Source organism: Tissierella praeacuta, assembly GCF_040396155.1.
In the GTDB taxonomy this organism is placed as follows: domain Bacteria; phylum Bacillota; class Clostridia; order Tissierellales; family Tissierellaceae; genus Tissierella; species Tissierella praeacuta_A.
On sequence record NZ_JBEBOY010000027.1, the window covers coordinates 23,405 to 40,169 of the forward strand.

The window sequence follows — 16,765 nt, forward strand, 5'->3', positions numbered from 1 at the left end:
TTTAAATAGGTTTAATAAATTTATGATATAATGGAAGTTGTCCAATTATTCCATATTTTCGGAACATAGTCCCATTTACCGTATAATTCGAAGAGGAATTTATATATAAGTAAGGAAAATATAAGTTAAATAAAGATGGACAAGTTATCTTATAAACAGAAATAAATTATTAGGAAGTTAATATATTAAAGTTTTAAATTATGGCATATTAATTGCAATAAATTTTCTTGCAATTAAATATAAAAATTAAAGGAGGTATTTTAATGATTAACTTTATTTGGGCAGGCATGCTTATCATTGGATTTGTAGTTGGAGCCCTCACAGGAAACATTGAAGCAGTTACAAATGCAGCTATTGATAATGCAAAAACAGGTGTAGAGTTAGCTTTAGGACTTATTGGCTTAATGACCTTATGGCTAGGACTTATGAAAATTGCAGAGGATTCAGGATTAGTTGAGAAACTTGCAAAGGCATTAAGACCATTAATGGTTAGGTTATTCCCTGATGTTCCACCTGAACATCCTGCCATGGGTGCAATGATAATGAATATTGCTGCAAATATGTTAGGATTAGGTAATGCTGCTACTCCATTGGGATTGAAAGCAATGCAGGAATTACAAAAGTTAAACGATGACAAAGAAACAGCAACAGATGCAATGGTCACATTCTTGGCTATTAATACTTCCTCAGTAACTTTGATTCCTGCCACTACTATTGGAATATTAGTTGCAGCAGGGGCAAAAAATCCTACTGAAATAATTGGACCAACATTAGTAGCTACAACAGTATCTACAGTTGTTGCAATTATTGCTTCTAAGATATTTCAAAAGCTACCCAAGTATCAGATGAAAAAGGTTAATAACTAATATAACATAAGGGGGAAGATCAATGTTTGTAAAAGTAATGGAAGCAATATCAGTTTATGCAATCCCTGTAATAATTGTTGGTTTTTTAGTCTTTGGCATGGCTAAAAAAATCAAAGTATATGAGTCCTTTACAGAAGGAGCAAAGGAAGGATTTACTACAGCAGTAAAGATTATTCCGTTTTTAGTTGCTATGTTAGTATCTATAGGTGCTTTTAGAGCATCTGGTGCTATGGATTTATTGACTAAGGCTTTAAGCCCTGTTACTAATTTTATTGGTATGCCAAGTGAAGTGCTGCCAATGGCATTTATGAGACCGCTATCTGGTGGTGGAGCTGAAGGAATAATGAGTTCTTTGGTAACAGACTATGGTCCAGAATCTTTAATAGGACGTATGGCGGCAGTTATGATGGGTTCAACAGAAACTACTTTTTATGTATTATCAGTATATTTTGGTTCAATATCAATCAAAAAACAAAGACATGCACTTCCAGTTGGACTATTGGCTGATTTAGCGGGACTGCTTACGGCTGTTTTAGTAACTAGACTATTCTTTGGAATGTAATATTTGGCATGGGGGGATGTAAAAGTGATTAAACCAAAGGCATTAAAATTAGGAGATACTATAGGGATTATAGCTCCGTCTAGTCCCACAACAGAAGAAAAGGTTAAGAAGGCTCATGATAAGTTAATTGATATGGGATTTAAAGTAAAGATGGGAAAAAGTCCATATAAAAGATATGGTTATTTATCAGGAAATGATAATATCAGAGCAGAAGATATAAATGAAATGTTTAATGATAAAGAAGTAAATGGAATTATATGTATTAGAGGAGGATATGGAACTCCACGCATTATTGACTTATTAGATTATGAGATTATAAGGAATAATCCAAAGGTGTTTGTTGGATATAGTGATATTACTGCGTTGCATATATCTTTTACTCAAATAGCTAATTTAGTTACTTATCATGGTCCTATGGTGGTTTCAGACATGATTGATAATTTTTCTGATTTTTCTAAGGACAACCTTTTCCGGGCTATTATGAATACAGAGCCTATGGGTAAAATATCTAATCCTGAAGGAGAAGAAATCATTACTATAAATGGTGGTATAGCAGAAGGGCGTATAATAGGTGGGAATCTATCTTTAATTGTTGATACTATAGGGACACCCTATGAAATTGATGTAAAGGGAAAGATTCTATTCATTGAAGAAGTAGGGGAAGAACCTTATAATATAGATAGGATGCTTAACCAGCTGAGATTATCAGGTAAACTACAAGAGGCTAATGGTATTATACTAGGAGATTTTAATGGATGTGAATCGGAAAATCCTAATGAAAATTTAACTTTAGAACAAGTGATTAATGACCAAATTAAACCAATTGGTAAACCAACCATATATAATCTACAGGCAGGACATTGTGATCCAATGGTTACATTACCCTTTGGTGTAAATACTAGATTAGATGCTGACAAAAAAGAACTTATAATATTGGAAAGCTGTACAGAATAAAAAAGTATTGCCTTGTAGATATAAATATCTATCTTGGCAATATTGTTTTATGAAAATAAATAAAACTCTATTATTATTAACATTTGCTTCATAAACTTCTATAAGAGAATAAATCTAAAGAAATATAAGTGGTTCAACTAAGGAATATGATAACATTGGATTCATAAGAAGGAGGCTTTTAAAATGAAAATAAAAGAGATACAAGTAGGACAGATATCTGTACCACTTAAAAAGTCTTTTAAAACAGCCCTTAGAACAGTTGATAAAATCGAGGATATAGTAGTTAAGGTAATTACTGATACAGAACATGTTGGATACGGAGAGGCTGCTCCGACAGCAGTAATTACTGGAGATACTAAAGGTTCCATAAGATGTGCAATAGAAGATTATATAGCTCCGCAGATAGTAGGATTAGAAATAGAAAATATGGAAGAAATAATGAATAGAATAGATAAATCCTTAATAAAGAATACAAGTGCTAAGGCAGCTGTAGATATGGCAATATACGATCTTTTTGGGCAATTTCATAAATCACCTATATATAAACTTTTAGGAGGATATAGAAAAGAGATAATTTCTGACTTAACAATAAGTGTAAATTCTCCTGAAGAAATGGCAGAAGACAGTATTGAAGCAGTAAGAAGAGGATATAAGACTCTAAAAATAAAAGTGGGACTGGACCCTAGAATGGATATAAAGAGGATACAGGCAATAAGAGATGCTATAGGTTATGATATAGATTTGAGATTAGACGCAAATCAAGGTTGGACACCTAAAGAAGCAGTTGTATTACTTAGAAAGATGGAAGATAAAGGTTTTGATATAGAACTTGTTGAGCAGCCAGTTGTCGCTAATGATTTAGATGGGCTAAGATACGTTACAGAAAACGTAAGTATACCTATACTCGCTGATGAATCTGTATTTTCTCCATCTGACGCAGTGAAGGTAATCCAAAATAGGGCTGCTGATTTAATAAATATTAAGTTGATGAAAACAGGCGGAATACATAATGCATTAAAAATATGTTCAATTGCAGAAATTTATGGAGTTGAGTGTATGCTTGGATGCATGCTGGAAAGTAAATTAAGTGTTAGTGCAGCAGTTCACTTAGCAGCGGCTAAAAAAATCATAACTAAAATAGACTTAGACGGACCTGGGCTATGTAAAGAGGATCCAATTCAAGGAGGACCTGAATTTAAGGATTATAGAATTATTTTAAATGATGAACCAGGACTAGGATTTAAAAATATTGGAAATTTGACTATATAATAATTCAGAAAGGAGGATGTACATCCTCCTTTCAAATAAATAATGAAATCCAGCTTGAGAAATCAGATAATTCTAATAAATTGAATTGCCTGTTCATATAAGAGAATTAAATTTCTTAGTTTTTATTTAATATGAAAGTATCATAAGTATTGGCATAAGATTTGCAATATTTCGATTAGTACCACTAAAGATAGAAATATATTTCAATATTAAAAATTATTACAAATAAATGGTATTTCAATATTATTTGGAAAGGGGGAAAATATAAAGGAGATCTTAAGGGAAGGAAACCATAATAATTTTGAAACCAAGGGGGAGTAAGAAATGAAAAAGCTTATGGCTTTAATACTTACAATAATCATGATTATTGCAGGCTGTTCTACATCTAAAACTTCATCAGATGGAAAGGAATTGAGAGAATATTCCGTTGTTTATTCTGGAGAGATCACTACATTAAACTATTTAGTTACTGCAAATACGAATGAATTTTCATTAGCTGCAAATATGGTAGATAGTTTAATTGATTATGACAAGTATGGAGTACCGATACCTTGTTTAGCAACTGAATGGGAATCTTCTCCAGATGGATTAATATGGACTTTGAAGATTCGTGAGGGAGTAAAATGGATTACCCATGAAGGAAAAGAGTATGCAGAAGTTAAGGCAAGGGATTTTGTAGATGCGGCAAAATACTTATTAGACCCAAGTAATGAATCACAAACAGCAAATATATTCTATAGTGTAATTAAAAATGCAGAAGAATATTATAATGGTGAAATAGATGATTTTCAGCAAGTAGGAGTAAAAGCAGCAGATGATCATACATTAGAATATACTTTAAAACAGCCTACACCATATTTCTTATCTATGCTAAATTATGTTTGTTTCTTACCAGTTAACGGAGACTTTTTGGAAGAAGTAGGAGATAGATTTGGAACAGATAATACCAATTTTTTATATAATGGTGCCTTTATAATGGAAACCTTTGAACCACAAACTAAAAGAATTCTTGTAGCAAATAAAGACTATTGGGATAAGGATAATATATTTATAGATAAGATAAAGATGACATATAATAAAGAAGCTTTGACTTTAGGACCAGAACTATTTTTACGTGGAGAAATTGACCATACAGACATGTCATCATCTTTAGTTGAAGAATGGATGAAGGATCCAAATAAAAAGGAGATGTATAGGCTGCAGAGAACAAGTTTCTATACTTATTTTTATGCTTTAAATTTTGACCCTAAATTTGATGAAGAATATGAGCCGGAGAATTGGAGGATTGCTGTAAATAATCTTAATTTCCGTAAATCAATATTCCATGCATTAGATAGGAAGTCTGCAATGATAACATCAGAACCTTATAATCCGGAGCAAATGTTGTCAAATACTATTACGCCAAAGAGTTTTGTTGATTTAGATGGAATAGATTATACAGAATTGGGAGGATTGAAGGAATTTTCAAATACAGATTCATTTAATGAAGCATTGGCAAAAGAATATAGGGATAAGGCTATGGAAGAGTTAAAAGGAGAAGTGAAATTTCCAGTAATAGTATATATGCCATATAATTCAAGTATGCCTGAGTTGGCAAATAGAGTGCAGGTTATAGAACAGCAAATGGAAAATTTACTAGGTAAAGACTATATAGATATTCAAATAGAGCCAAAACCACCTACAAATTTCTTATCAGAAGTAAGACGCTCGGGAAAATATGGATTTTTAGAATGCAATTGGGGACCTGATTATGCAGACCCTGAAACATATACAGGTCCTTTTGTTCCAGAAGGAAATTATAATTTTCCAGAATATGTAGAAGGATATAACGAATCTAATGGAGAGAAAACATATACTAACTTGGTAAATAGAGCCAATGAGGAAGTAATAGATATAAACAAACGTTATGAACTATTTGCCGAAGCAGAAGCATTTTTAATAAAAGAAGCTTTTGTTATACCTTATGCACTTGGTGGTGGAGGCTATGCAGCATCTAGGCTAAGTCCATTTGAATCCCAATATTCACCATTTGGAGTCTCATCAGAAAGATATAAGGGGCAACAGATTTTAGAGAAACCTATGAATACAGAAGAATTTAAAGCAGAGCTAGAAATATGGGAAAAAGAAAGAGCGGAAGCACTTAAAAATAGCAAATAATCACAGGGACCTAAGGATTGCAATTAGTAATCCTTAGGTCTAAAAAATAACATAATATAAATTAATAAAAGGCATTTTATTCAGCCATATATTTATGGAAGAATTTTAATTATGTCAATACTAAATATATTTGACATAAAAGAGGGGGGAGAAAATGCTAAAATATTCTGTTAAGAGATTATTGCAATCTTTATTTACTCTATTTATTATAGTTACTATAGTATTTCTTCTTATGAGGCTATTGCCTGAGGAAGGATATTTTGGTGATTCTTATGAAAAAATAGATGAACAGCAAAGAGAAGCTATACTAATCAGCATGGGACTTAGAGATCCAATATATAAACAATTAACTAATTTTTATAAAAATATATTAACTGGAGATTTAGGACAGTCTATTACATTTAGACCTAAGGTACCAGTTATAGATATAATAAAAGCAAAAGTACCCTATTCTCTATATTTTGGATTGGCGGCCATAGGAATATCTTTATTAGTGGGGATAACATTGGGAATAGCAATGGCTAAGAGTAAAAATAAATTTTGGGATAAATTAGGTACAGGATATGTTGTTTTTATAAAGGCAGTTCCAGCAGCAGTATATTTTCTTTTTTTACAGCTATATCTGACTAATGTATTTAAATTACCAATATTATTTGATATAGATAAGCCTATAAGTTGGATTCTTCCAGCCATATCTATGTCATTAGGCGGTATAGCCAGTTATGCAATGTGGATGAGGAGATATATGGTAGATGAAATCAATAAGGATTACGTTAAATTAGCTAGGGCAAAAGGGTTAAATAGTAGGTCCATAATGGTGAAACATGTATTTCGTAATGCATTTGTTCCAATGGCACAATATCTGCCGGCATCCATACTTTTTACCATAGCAGGTTCAATTTATATAGAGTCCCTATATTCAATTCCAGGTATGGGAGGACTATTAGTAGAGGTTATCAGAAGACAGGATAATACTTTGGTGCAGGCTTTAGTGCTTATATATTCATCAATAGGTATAATCGGATTATTTTTAGGAGACATACTTATGGCCATATTTGATCCTCGTATAAATTTGCAGAAAAAAGGGGGTGCTAGATAATGGGTAAGGGCAAAGTAAATAAATTAGTAAATTCTATAAATGAAGAGCTATTTGAGTTTGCAGAATATGATGAAGCAGAAGCTAAACGTGGAGGATACTCGAATTACTCATATTGGCGATCTACTTGGAAAGTTTTTATTCAAAATAAACTAGCAGTTTTCCTTTTGACTTTAATGTCTGCTTTATTGATATTTACAATAATTCAGCCCTATTTACCAAATCAAAAAATACCAACTGAAATTCATATAAATCCAGATACTAGATTACCACTTTCAAATAATCCACCTGATTCAGAGTTTTTATTTGGGACTAATTCAATTGGGCAGGACCTTTGGTCACGTATATGGAGTGGTTCTAGGACTTCTTTATTAATAGGTATAACAGTGGGAATTTGGGAAGCGGTAATAGGAATTACAGTAGGTGCTATGTGGGGATATATAAGATGGCTGGACCGTCCTATGACAGAGATATATAATATACTTAGTAATATTCCTCAAACTATAATACTAATGTTAATGACTTATATAATGAAACCAGGTTTATATACTATGATTATAGCCATATGTATGACTTCTTGGATTGATATGGCTCGTTTTGTAAGAAATTTAACGGTAATTATTAGGGATAGAGAATATAATCTAGCATCTAAATGTTTAGGAACACCTACAAGAAGGATAATAACTAAGAATTTACTTCCATATTTAGTTTCCGTTATTATGTTAAGTATTGCATTGTCTATTCCACAGACTATAGGGTATGAAGTATTTCTAACGTATATAGGACTTGGACTGCCAGTTAGTATACCATCATTGGGCAATCTCATTAATGAAGGAAGACTTCTTATGATGGTTCCATCTCAAAGATATCAATTGATTTTTCCATCAATAATTATTTCAATAATAACTATTTCATTTTATATGATGGGAAATGTTTTTTCTGATGCAGCAGATCCTAAAAATCACGTATAGGAGGGATACTATGGAAGAGAGAAAAATCATATTATCAGTAAAGGATTTAGTTATTAAGTTTAGATTGAGGGGAGATGTTTTAACAGCCATAAGAGAAGCCTCCCTAGATATATATGAAGGAGAAAGTTTAGCTATAGTAGGAGAATCTGGCTCTGGCAAATCTGTCTTTACAAAAAGTTTCATGGGCTTAGTAGATGGAAATGGCTGGATTGATTCTGGAAGCATAATGTTTGAAGGAGAGGAAATATCAAAATATAAAACTGAAAAGGATTGGCTTAAAATTAGGGGGAAAAAGATTGCTATGATTTTCCAGGACCCTATGACTTCCTTAAATCCTTTAAAGACAATTGGCAAACAGGTGCAAGAGGCAGTTGAATTACATCAAGGCTTAAGAAAGGAAGAAGCGAGAAAAAAGGTAATAGAAATATTAAAAGATGTAGGCATTGATGAAGCAGAAAGAAGATATAAGGAATATCCTCATGAATTTTCAGGGGGTATGAGACAAAGGGTTGTCATTGCCATAGCCGTAGCTTGTAGACCAAAGATTTTAATATGTGATGAGCCAACTACAGCTTTAGATGTAACTATACAAGCTCAAATCTTGAATTTATTAAAAAATCTTAAAGAAAAATATCATTTAACCACCGTATACATTACTCATGATTTAGGAGTTGTAGCTAATGTTGCAGATAGAATAGCCGTTATGTATGCTGGTGATATAGTTGAGATAGGACAACGTGAAGAAGTATTCTATAATGCTCAGCACCCGTATACATGGGCTTTATTATCATCACTTCCTCAACTTGGAATAAAAGGTGAACCTTTATTTTCCATTAAGGGGACTCCGCCAAATCTGTTTTATGAAATAAAAGGGGATGCTTTTGCACCAAGAAACCCCAAGGCATTGAAAATAGATTTTATTGAGAAACCTCCATATTTTGATGTAAGTTCTACCCATAAAGCAAAGACATGGCTATTAGACCCTAGGTCGCCAAAGGTCAGTCCTCCTGAATCAATAGAAGTATTAAGACAACAATGGGGGGGAATGGAAAATGCCTAATAACCAAAAAGAAGTATTGTTAGAAGTAAAAAACTTAAGGGTAGAATTTGGAAGTAAGAAGAAAAATAAATTTGTGGCAGTAAAAGATGTAAATTTCAATATATATAAAGGAGAGACTTTTGGATTAGTTGGTGAATCAGGCTCTGGGAAAACCACAATAGGAAGGGCTATTATTCGATTAAATGAAACGGCAGGCGGAGATATTATATTTAAAGGTAAAAAAATAAATGGTAAAATAAGTAAGGAATTAGATAGAGAAATAACTAGGAAAATCCAAATGGTATTTCAAGATCCAATGGCATCATTAAATGAGAGAGCAAAAGTAGATTATATTGTATCAGAAGGATTATATAATATAAAAAATTATAAGGACGAAGAGGAAAGAAAGAGAATGGTAGAAAATGCACTTCTAGATGTTGGGCTGCTGCCAGAATTCTTGAGCCGTTTTCCTCACGAATTTTCAGGGGGACAAAGGCAGAGGATAGGAGTAGCAAGGGCTGTTGTAATGGAGCCTGAACTAATAATTGCAGATGAACCAATATCCGCCTTAGATGTTTCTATTCGTGCTCAAGTATTAAATTTAATGTCAGAGTTACAGAAAAGTAAAGGATTAACATATTTATTTATTGCCCATGATTTATCTGTAGTGAGATTTATAACTGACAGAGTAGCTGTAATCCATAAAGGAAAGATAGTAGAAATGGCTGAGACTGAAAAACTTTATAGAAATCCTCTCCATCCCTATACTAGATCCTTATTCTCAGCAATTCCATTACCTGATCCAAGGAAAGAAAGGGCTAAGATATTGGAAATCTATGATCCTAGTTGTCATGATTATGAAAATAATCCTCCAAGTTGGGTGGAAATAGAACCTGAACATTTTATTTTAGCAAATAATAAGGAAATAGAAGATTATATGAAAGTCCTAAATAAATGGAAGTCCCCAAATTTTACTTAGATTAAATGGTTGTTAGGGATTATAAATAGAGATAACAGCAAGGTGTTAGACTTTGAAAAGATATATAAGATGAAGATATTATATATAGAAGGTGATGAAAATGATAGAAGATATTATTATGAAAGAGATAAAGACTGTAGATGAAGAAGTCTCAATTGTAATAAAAGATTTAACCAATGATAAATGGATTTTAAAATATAATGAAAATAGAGTTTTTCCATCTGCCAGCTTAATAAAGATCCCTATAATGATAGAAGCATTGGGATGTGTGGAAAAAGGTGAATATAGTTTAGATGAAAAAATAAAGATTAGAGCAACTGATAGAGTAGAATATAGTATTGTATCTGAGTTAAGATTAGAGGAATATACATTAATAGATTTAATTACTCTAATGATAATCCTTAGTGATAATACTGCTACTAATGTTCTAATAGATTTACTAGGCTATGAAAGAATTAATAAAATGATAAGAAAATTAAACTGTAATGACACTTTCTTGAAAAGAAAAATGATGGATTTTACAGCAGCAAAAGAAGGAAGAGAAAATTTGACAAGTCCTATGGACATGGCCTTACTTATGGAAAAAATCTATAATGAGTCTATTGTCAGCCCTAAGATGTGTGAAATTATGATAGATATTTTAAGTAGACAAAAACATAGGGATATGTTACCTAGATATATTTTAGATGAAGTAAAAATAGCAAATAAAACAGGAGAGTTAAGTGGATTAAATCATGATATAGGAATATTCTATTTGGAAAATATAAATTATCTAATAGGCATATTTACAACAAATGGAGAAAATGATTTAGTTGGTAAAAGGACCATAGGAAGGATTTCAAAACTTGTATATGATAATTTTTTAAGATAATAAATAATACTATATGAGGTGATATATTTGGACAGACAAAAACTAGGAATTTTAAACAAGACTGTAGTTCCTATTAATTTACATCCAAGGTTTGATAGTGAAATGGCTGATGAAGGTTTATATGGTATGGTTGTAAGTATCCTAGAGGATGTTAAAGAAGGATGGTATTATATTGAAACTCAATATAATTACTGCGGCTATATTTGTGAGTCTAATATGATTATTGATGATGGTGAATCTAGGGAATGGATGGAGAAGGCAAAGAATGTAATTATACATTCAATAGTAGATGTAATGCCTAGTGCAAGTTATAAAGGATATATAAAGGAAACTTTAACTAGAGGTGCAAGAGTAATAGTTACTGGAAAAGAGGCTGATGAATGGGCGGAGATTCAATTAGCCGACCGTAGTACAGGTTGGGTCAGAAAAGTATTCATAGGAAACCTAATAACGTCTTATGATAAAAATGATGAAAGTCAGTTGAGAGATAAATTAGTAAATACTGCTATGTTATATTTGGGAACACAATATAGATGGGGAGGAAAGAGTCCCTTAGGTATAGATTGTTCTGGATTATGTTCTATATCCTATATGCTGAATGGAATTATAATATATAGAGATGCAGTAAGAAAAGATGAATATATGAAAAAAATAGGATTAGAAGACATAAAACCAGGAGATCTTTTATTTTTCCCAGGCCATGTAGCCATGTATATAGGAAATGATAAGTATGTACATTCCAGTGCGAGTATCAATCGTGTCGGTATCAATAGTTTAAACCCAAAGGATAAAGATTATAGAGAAGACCTAGCAAAAACTATAACAGATATAGGTACTATTTTCTAAAATAAGAAAAAGGATACTGAAATAATTGCAATAATTATTGGTTAGTTCATTTATATTGAAAGATATTATAATATCTTTCAATATAAATGAACTTTTTTAATGGTAAAATACTCTTATATAAAGATAGGGGTGAGACGGTGGAGGAAAAACTATTAATTAAACAAGCGAAAGATGGAGATAAAGAATCATTGCTGCAATTAGTTATGACTCAGAAAACAGATTACTATAAATTAGCCTATGTTTATATGAAGAATGAATACGATGCTTTAGACGCAATGCAAGATATGATAGTTGTTCTGTATGAAAACATACATAAACTCAAGAAAGAAGATGCATTTTATAGTTGGAGCAAGACCATATTGGTTAACTCTTGTAAAAGTATATTGAAAAAGAAAAAGAAGATTATTTCCTTGGAGAGTTTAAAAAAAGAGGTAGCATATGAAACCTATAAGAGCCTAGAGGATAGGATAATATTAGAAAAATATTTATCTAAGTTAAGTCCTAATCATCAGGAAGTAATTAAGTTAAGATATTTTCTTGATTTTGATTATGAAACCATTGGACAGATACTTAATATTCCCCTTGGTACAGTAAAGTCTAGAATCAATGCAGCTATGAGAAATTTAAGAGAATCCATGGAAGGGATGGTATAAGTGAATAATATAGAGAAATCATTGGTTGAAAGAAAGAATAAATTAGATAATTTAAAGATACCAGAAGATATGGAATCTAGGTTGAGAGATGCTTTAGATAATATACCTAATAAAAGAAGAAGATTTAATATCAAAGGAAAAGTTGCAGCATTGATTATTGCAGTTCTACTTATAGGATATAATGTAGATACTTTAGCTTATTATGCAAAGCAATTAATCGGATATGATAATGTGATGAATGGAACATTAAGAGAATTAAATGAGTTAGGAAAGGGGCAAGTTATAGATAAGTCCTATACATTTAAAAATGGAGTTACGGTCACATTAGACGGTATAATGTTAGATGATAATAATTTAATAGCATTTTATACTATAAATGATCCTTCAGGTGATATCCAGAAAACTTCTAGAGATTTGGGCCCTGCATACTTGCGGGGATTATTTGGAGTTGGTTATAATAGAAGTGGTTTTGGTCAAGAAAATGAAGATAAAACAGAGATGAAATGGGTAATGACTTGTGATAAACCAATGTTTTATGAGAGAAAGATGAAATTAACATTTCATCCAATTGACATGAAAGAAACAGGAATAATTGAGTTCAAATTAGATAGAAATCAAGCAATGGGACATAGTTTGAAAATTGGAATTAACAAAGAGATTGAAGTAGACCAAAGAAAAATAAAAATTAAGTCCTTGATAGCATCTCCCACATCTACTGTTATAAAGGGACAAATTCAAAATATAATTGAATTAGGAATAGATAAAGTCAAGGGTGAGCACTCTACGAGTAGTGATATAGAGTTGAGTATAATGGCTAATGGTAAAGATATTCAAAAGCAAGGTGCAAGTATGAGTACAAGTGCTAAAGGTAGTCGCTTTAATATGTCTTATGATGCATTACCCCATGACATAAAAGATATTCAAATAGTACTAAAGTCTTTCAGTGGTAATCATGATGTTAAGGAAGTTATTGAACTACAAAAAGGAAAAATTAATAAGGATATGAAAATTCTAGAGCAAGATATAAGAATCAATGAAGTTTATGAAACAGAAGGAAATACCTATATAAATATCACAACAGATGGAGATTTAATATTAAGTAAAGTGTATTTAGATATAGATGGAGAAAAAGTCGAAGCAGAACAAACTATTGAAGGAGATTTTGAAGAGATAGCTGAAGGAGATACACCAAAAATAAACCATACCAGAACTATTGAATTTAAGGGAACAGGAGAAAACTTGAAACTAGATATTCAAAGGGTTAGATATAATAAAACATACAATGAAACAATATATGAATACAGTATAGAATAATGAGTTAGGGGTTTTCCCTAACTCATAAATATATAACCATTTCATCAGGCAATGATTTAATTTCTGAATATAATATATCCCTATAATCCATACTTGACTTTTCATTTAAATTGCTAGAAATAGATGATTTTAAGTCTTTACCAATATTAATGAAACCTTGTATATCATCTTTTGTTAAAGTAGAAAAAACAGATTTCAATAAAATTTTCCCCTTAGATACGAAAAATAATTTATATCCATTGGTAATAGGTATCTTTAGTAGTATATCTTTTAAAAACATGGTTTTATAGCCATAGATTCCAGTTTTTAAATAATTTAAACTATAGATCATATCCCTATAAACAGAAGCAGTTTCAAATTGAAACTGAGTGGCTGCATCTTTCATTTTTCTCTCTAATTCATTGATTAATAATATCATTTTCTTATTATCTGAGAAAATTTCCTCTAATGATTTTTTATTTTCTTCAAAGATATTTCTAGACATTGGGATGGGCATTAAATTATATTGGAAATTATAAATTTCATTAACTTTGATTATAGGATAAATATTTTTAAAGGAATTAATTAATTCAACTAGTGAAAATTTTCTCCTAAAGGGACCATAACAATTATTCTCTCTACTATTTACTATAGATAAAGGGTTATAGATATTGAAATCTTTTACCTATATAAATAATTCTGTCATTGGAGTCAAGCATTTTATAAACCCCAGATTGAGCTGGAATTGAATTTATTTTTTCTATTAAATGTTTTGGAATTTTACTCATGGTATCACCTCAAGAAAGTAACTATGATTAATTTTATTATAATGGAGTGGATTATGAATTAAAAGTAATAAGTGAAGATTAGAATATTAAAATTTATTGCCTCCTATTAATTAATCTGATAAGATTAGGACAAAGTAATGGAAACGATAAGGTTTGTTACCACTTTGCTCAAGGGAGGAATGTGGTGCATGTGAAGAAATATTAATAGATAAGCCTAAAAGGAATATTAAAATGACTAAAATAATCATAAATGATATAGAAATTGAAGTAACAAAAAAGAATATAAAAAATGTTTATCTATCGGTTCATTCCCCAAATGGTCAGGTAAGGATTTCTGCACCTAAAAAGATGACAGATGATGATCTTAGATTATTTGTAGTATCAAAAATATCTTGGATAAAGAAACAGCAAGAAAAATTTGAAAATCAAGAAGAAATATTAGAGAAGGAATATATATCAGATGAAAGTCATTATTATTTTGGAAAACAATATTTACTTAATGTAATATATCAGAAAAATAATAAATCTAAGGTTGAAATAAGAAGTAAGAAATATATAGATTTATATGTAAAAGAAGGAAGCAATAAAGCAAAAAGAGAAAGTATAATCAAAGAGTGGTATCGAAGCGAGTTAAAAGAAATCATTCCTCTTATGATAGACAAATGGGAAAGAATTATGGAACTACAAGTAGAAGAATGGGGAGTTAAAAAGATGAAGACTAGATGGGGGACTTGTAATCCTAAGGCTAAGAGAATTTGGATAAATCTTGAATTAGCTAAAAAGCCATACTATTGTCTTGAATATATTATAGTTCATGAAATGGCTCATCTTTTAGAAAGAGGGCATGGAGAAAAGTTTAAGGCTGTTATGGATAGATATTATCCTAATTGGAGAAATGTGAAGAAAGAATTAAATGGATTAAGGATATAATGAGTCAGAGAATCTGACTCATTATATCCTTAATAATCTGCTTTATAATAGTGTGACAGAAGAAAATAATTGGAGTGGGAGTAAACTACAATGTCAAAAAAATATAATACATTAAATGAAGAATTAAGGAAGCAGTTTGGGGGAAAAGTAATGAAATTATCATTAGATGGAGGATTTACTTGTCCCAATAGAGATGGAACAGTAGGTGCTAGAGGCTGTATATTTTGTAGTGAGGAAGGCTCTGGAGAATTTGCTGGAACAAGACTATTTTCCTTAAAGGAGCAAGCAGAAGAACAGAAAAAGCTTTTATCCAAGAAATGGTCTACTGATAAATATATAATGTATTTTCAAAATTTTACTAATACCTATGATTCTATTGACAACCTTAAAGCCTTATACTATGAATCTATAAGTATACAGGGGGCAGTGGGACTTGCTATTGCCACAAGACCTGATTGTTTAGGTGAAGAAGTGTTAGAATTATTATCTGAGTTAAATGAAAAAACATATTTATGGATAGAACTGGGACTTCAAACAATCTATGAAAAGTCAGCTAAATTTATTAGGCGAGGTTATTCTCTTTCAATATATGATGAAGCTATAAGGAAGTTAAAAAGTAGAAATATTAGAGTTGTTACTCATATAATATTTGGGTTGCCAAATGAAAGTAGAGAAGAAATGATTGATACAGCAAAATATATTGCTAATACAAATACTTGGGGAGTAAAGATTCATTCCCTTTATATCCAAAGAAATACGGATTTATTTGATTATTATATAAAAAATTCTTTTTCTATAATGAGTAGAGAAGAATATGTATCTTTAGTAGCAGATGCTATTGAACTACTTCCTAAGGATATGGTAATTCATAGAGTAACAGGAGATGGAAAAAAGGAACTAATATATGAGCCTAAATGGAGCCTAGATAAACTTAGAGTATTGTCTATGCTTGATAAGGAATTTAAAGTTCGTAACTCTTATCAAGGAAGGAATAATTAAAAAACTTTTGGAATTAGACATAGTAACCCTTAATCATATTTTAGCATAGTATATTAATGCATAGAATAATGAAAGAAGGGTGGTTAAGTATGAGTAATAACAGAACATGTCCAACAGGAAGTTTTTCCTATACAATTAAATCTGGGGATACACTTTATAAATTGGCAATTACGTATAATACAACAGTAGAGGCAATAACGGCAATAAACCCAGGAATTAATCCCAATAATCTACAAGTAGGACAGAGAATTTGCATACCAAGGACTTCAGGAACTCCGACACCTCCGCCAACACCAACATGTCCAACGGGAAGTTTTTCTTACACAATAAAATCAGGAGATACACTTTATAAATTAGCAATTACGTATAATACAACAGTAGAGGCGATAATGGCAATAAACCCAGGAATAAATCCAAATAATCTACAAATAGGTCAAGTAATATGTATACCAAGTACTCCGACCCCACCAACATGCCCAACAGGCACATTTG

Annotated in this window: 18 protein-coding genes; 16 read left to right on the forward strand and 2 right to left on the reverse strand. The window is 31.2% G+C overall.

From position 1 onward, the window contains the following. Positions 1-263: 263 nt before the first annotated feature. The 13 genes from ABWP20_RS12595 (at position 264) to ABWP20_RS12655 (ending at position 13,577) form a co-directional block, all read left to right on the forward strand. A complete protein-coding gene (locus tag ABWP20_RS12595) occupies positions 264-866 on the forward strand; it encodes a nucleoside recognition domain-containing protein (protein ID WP_353096167.1) in 603 nt (200 codons plus the stop codon). A 22-nt stretch (positions 867-888) separates the two neighbouring features. Continuing rightward, a complete protein-coding gene (locus ABWP20_RS12600; protein WP_353096168.1) occupies positions 889-1,428 on the forward strand; it encodes a spore maturation protein in 540 nt (179 codons plus the stop codon). A 24-nt stretch (positions 1,429-1,452) separates the two neighbouring features. Further along, positions 1,453-2,382: a S66 peptidase family protein gene (locus ABWP20_RS12605; protein WP_353096169.1), complete on the forward strand. Its 930-nt coding sequence runs from the start codon at positions 1,453-1,455 to the stop codon at positions 2,380-2,382. Positions 2,383-2,565: 183 nt separating this feature from the next. Next, positions 2,566-3,651 (forward strand): dipeptide epimerase, encoded by a 1,086-nt coding sequence (locus ABWP20_RS12610; protein WP_353096170.1) that lies wholly within the window; start codon positions 2,566-2,568, stop codon positions 3,649-3,651. A 324-nt stretch (positions 3,652-3,975) separates the two neighbouring features. Further along, on the forward strand, positions 3,976-5,808 hold the full coding sequence (locus tag ABWP20_RS12615; protein WP_353096171.1) for a peptide ABC transporter substrate-binding protein: 1,833 nt from the start codon (positions 3,976-3,978) through the stop codon (positions 5,806-5,808). A gap of 154 nt (positions 5,809-5,962) precedes the next feature. Further along, entirely contained in the window at positions 5,963-6,907 is a 945-nt protein-coding gene (locus ABWP20_RS12620) for an ABC transporter permease (protein ID WP_353096172.1), read from the forward strand. Beyond that, positions 6,907-7,875, forward strand: a complete 969-nt coding sequence (locus ABWP20_RS12625) for an ABC transporter permease (protein ID WP_353096173.1) — start codon at positions 6,907-6,909, stop codon at positions 7,873-7,875. Before ABWP20_RS12620 ends, ABWP20_RS12625 begins: the two co-directional genes overlap by 1 nt. Positions 7,876-7,885: 10 nt before the next feature. Beyond that, a complete protein-coding gene (locus ABWP20_RS12630; RefSeq protein WP_353096174.1) occupies positions 7,886-8,935 on the forward strand; it encodes an ABC transporter ATP-binding protein in 1,050 nt (349 codons plus the stop codon). After that, entirely contained in the window at positions 8,928-9,893 is a 966-nt protein-coding gene (locus ABWP20_RS12635; RefSeq protein WP_353096175.1) for an ATP-binding cassette domain-containing protein, read from the forward strand. Before ABWP20_RS12630 ends, ABWP20_RS12635 begins: the two co-directional genes overlap by 8 nt. A gap of 100 nt (positions 9,894-9,993) precedes the next feature. Beyond that, entirely contained in the window at positions 9,994-10,764 is a 771-nt protein-coding gene (locus tag ABWP20_RS12640; protein ID WP_353096176.1) for a serine hydrolase, read from the forward strand. A 27-nt stretch (positions 10,765-10,791) separates the two neighbouring features. Then, on the forward strand, positions 10,792-11,610 hold the full coding sequence (locus ABWP20_RS12645) for a C40 family peptidase (protein WP_353096177.1): 819 nt from the start codon (positions 10,792-10,794) through the stop codon (positions 11,608-11,610). Between the two features lie 137 nt (positions 11,611-11,747). Then, positions 11,748-12,263 carry an RNA polymerase sigma factor gene (locus tag ABWP20_RS12650; protein ID WP_353096178.1) on the forward strand — a complete coding sequence of 172 codons (516 nt, stop codon included), beginning with the start codon at positions 11,748-11,750 and terminating at the stop codon, positions 12,261-12,263. Further along, positions 12,264-13,577 carry a DUF4179 domain-containing protein gene (locus ABWP20_RS12655; RefSeq protein ID WP_353096179.1) on the forward strand — a complete coding sequence of 438 codons (1,314 nt, stop codon included), beginning with the start codon at positions 12,264-12,266 and terminating at the stop codon, positions 13,575-13,577. Between the two features lie 22 nt (positions 13,578-13,599). Here the strand turns inward: ABWP20_RS12655 and ABWP20_RS12660 are convergent, their stop codons facing one another. Further along, entirely contained in the window at positions 13,600-14,061 is a 462-nt protein-coding gene (locus tag ABWP20_RS12660; RefSeq protein ID WP_353096180.1) for a UvrB/UvrC motif-containing protein, read from the reverse strand. Between the two features lie 157 nt (positions 14,062-14,218). Next, complete coding sequence (locus tag ABWP20_RS12665) at positions 14,219-14,344, reverse strand: hypothetical protein (RefSeq protein ID WP_353096181.1); 126 nt, start codon at positions 14,342-14,344, stop codon at positions 14,219-14,221. Between the two features lie 231 nt (positions 14,345-14,575). On the opposite strand from ABWP20_RS12665, the gene ABWP20_RS12670 reads away from it, so the two are divergent. The 3 genes from ABWP20_RS12670 to ABWP20_RS12680 all read left to right on the forward strand — a co-directional run. Beyond that, positions 14,576-15,274, forward strand: coding sequence for a M48 family metallopeptidase (locus ABWP20_RS12670; RefSeq protein ID WP_353096182.1), 699 nt, complete (start codon positions 14,576-14,578; stop codon positions 15,272-15,274). 90 nt (positions 15,275-15,364) lie between these two features. After that, positions 15,365-16,273: a tRNA modification radical SAM protein MnmL/YtqA gene (gene mnmL, locus ABWP20_RS12675; protein ID WP_353096183.1), complete on the forward strand. Its 909-nt coding sequence runs from the start codon at positions 15,365-15,367 to the stop codon at positions 16,271-16,273. 89 nt (positions 16,274-16,362) lie between these two features. Continuing rightward, positions 16,363-16,765: LysM peptidoglycan-binding domain-containing protein (locus ABWP20_RS12680; protein WP_353096184.1), on the forward strand; the 403-nt coding region annotated here is incomplete at its 3' end.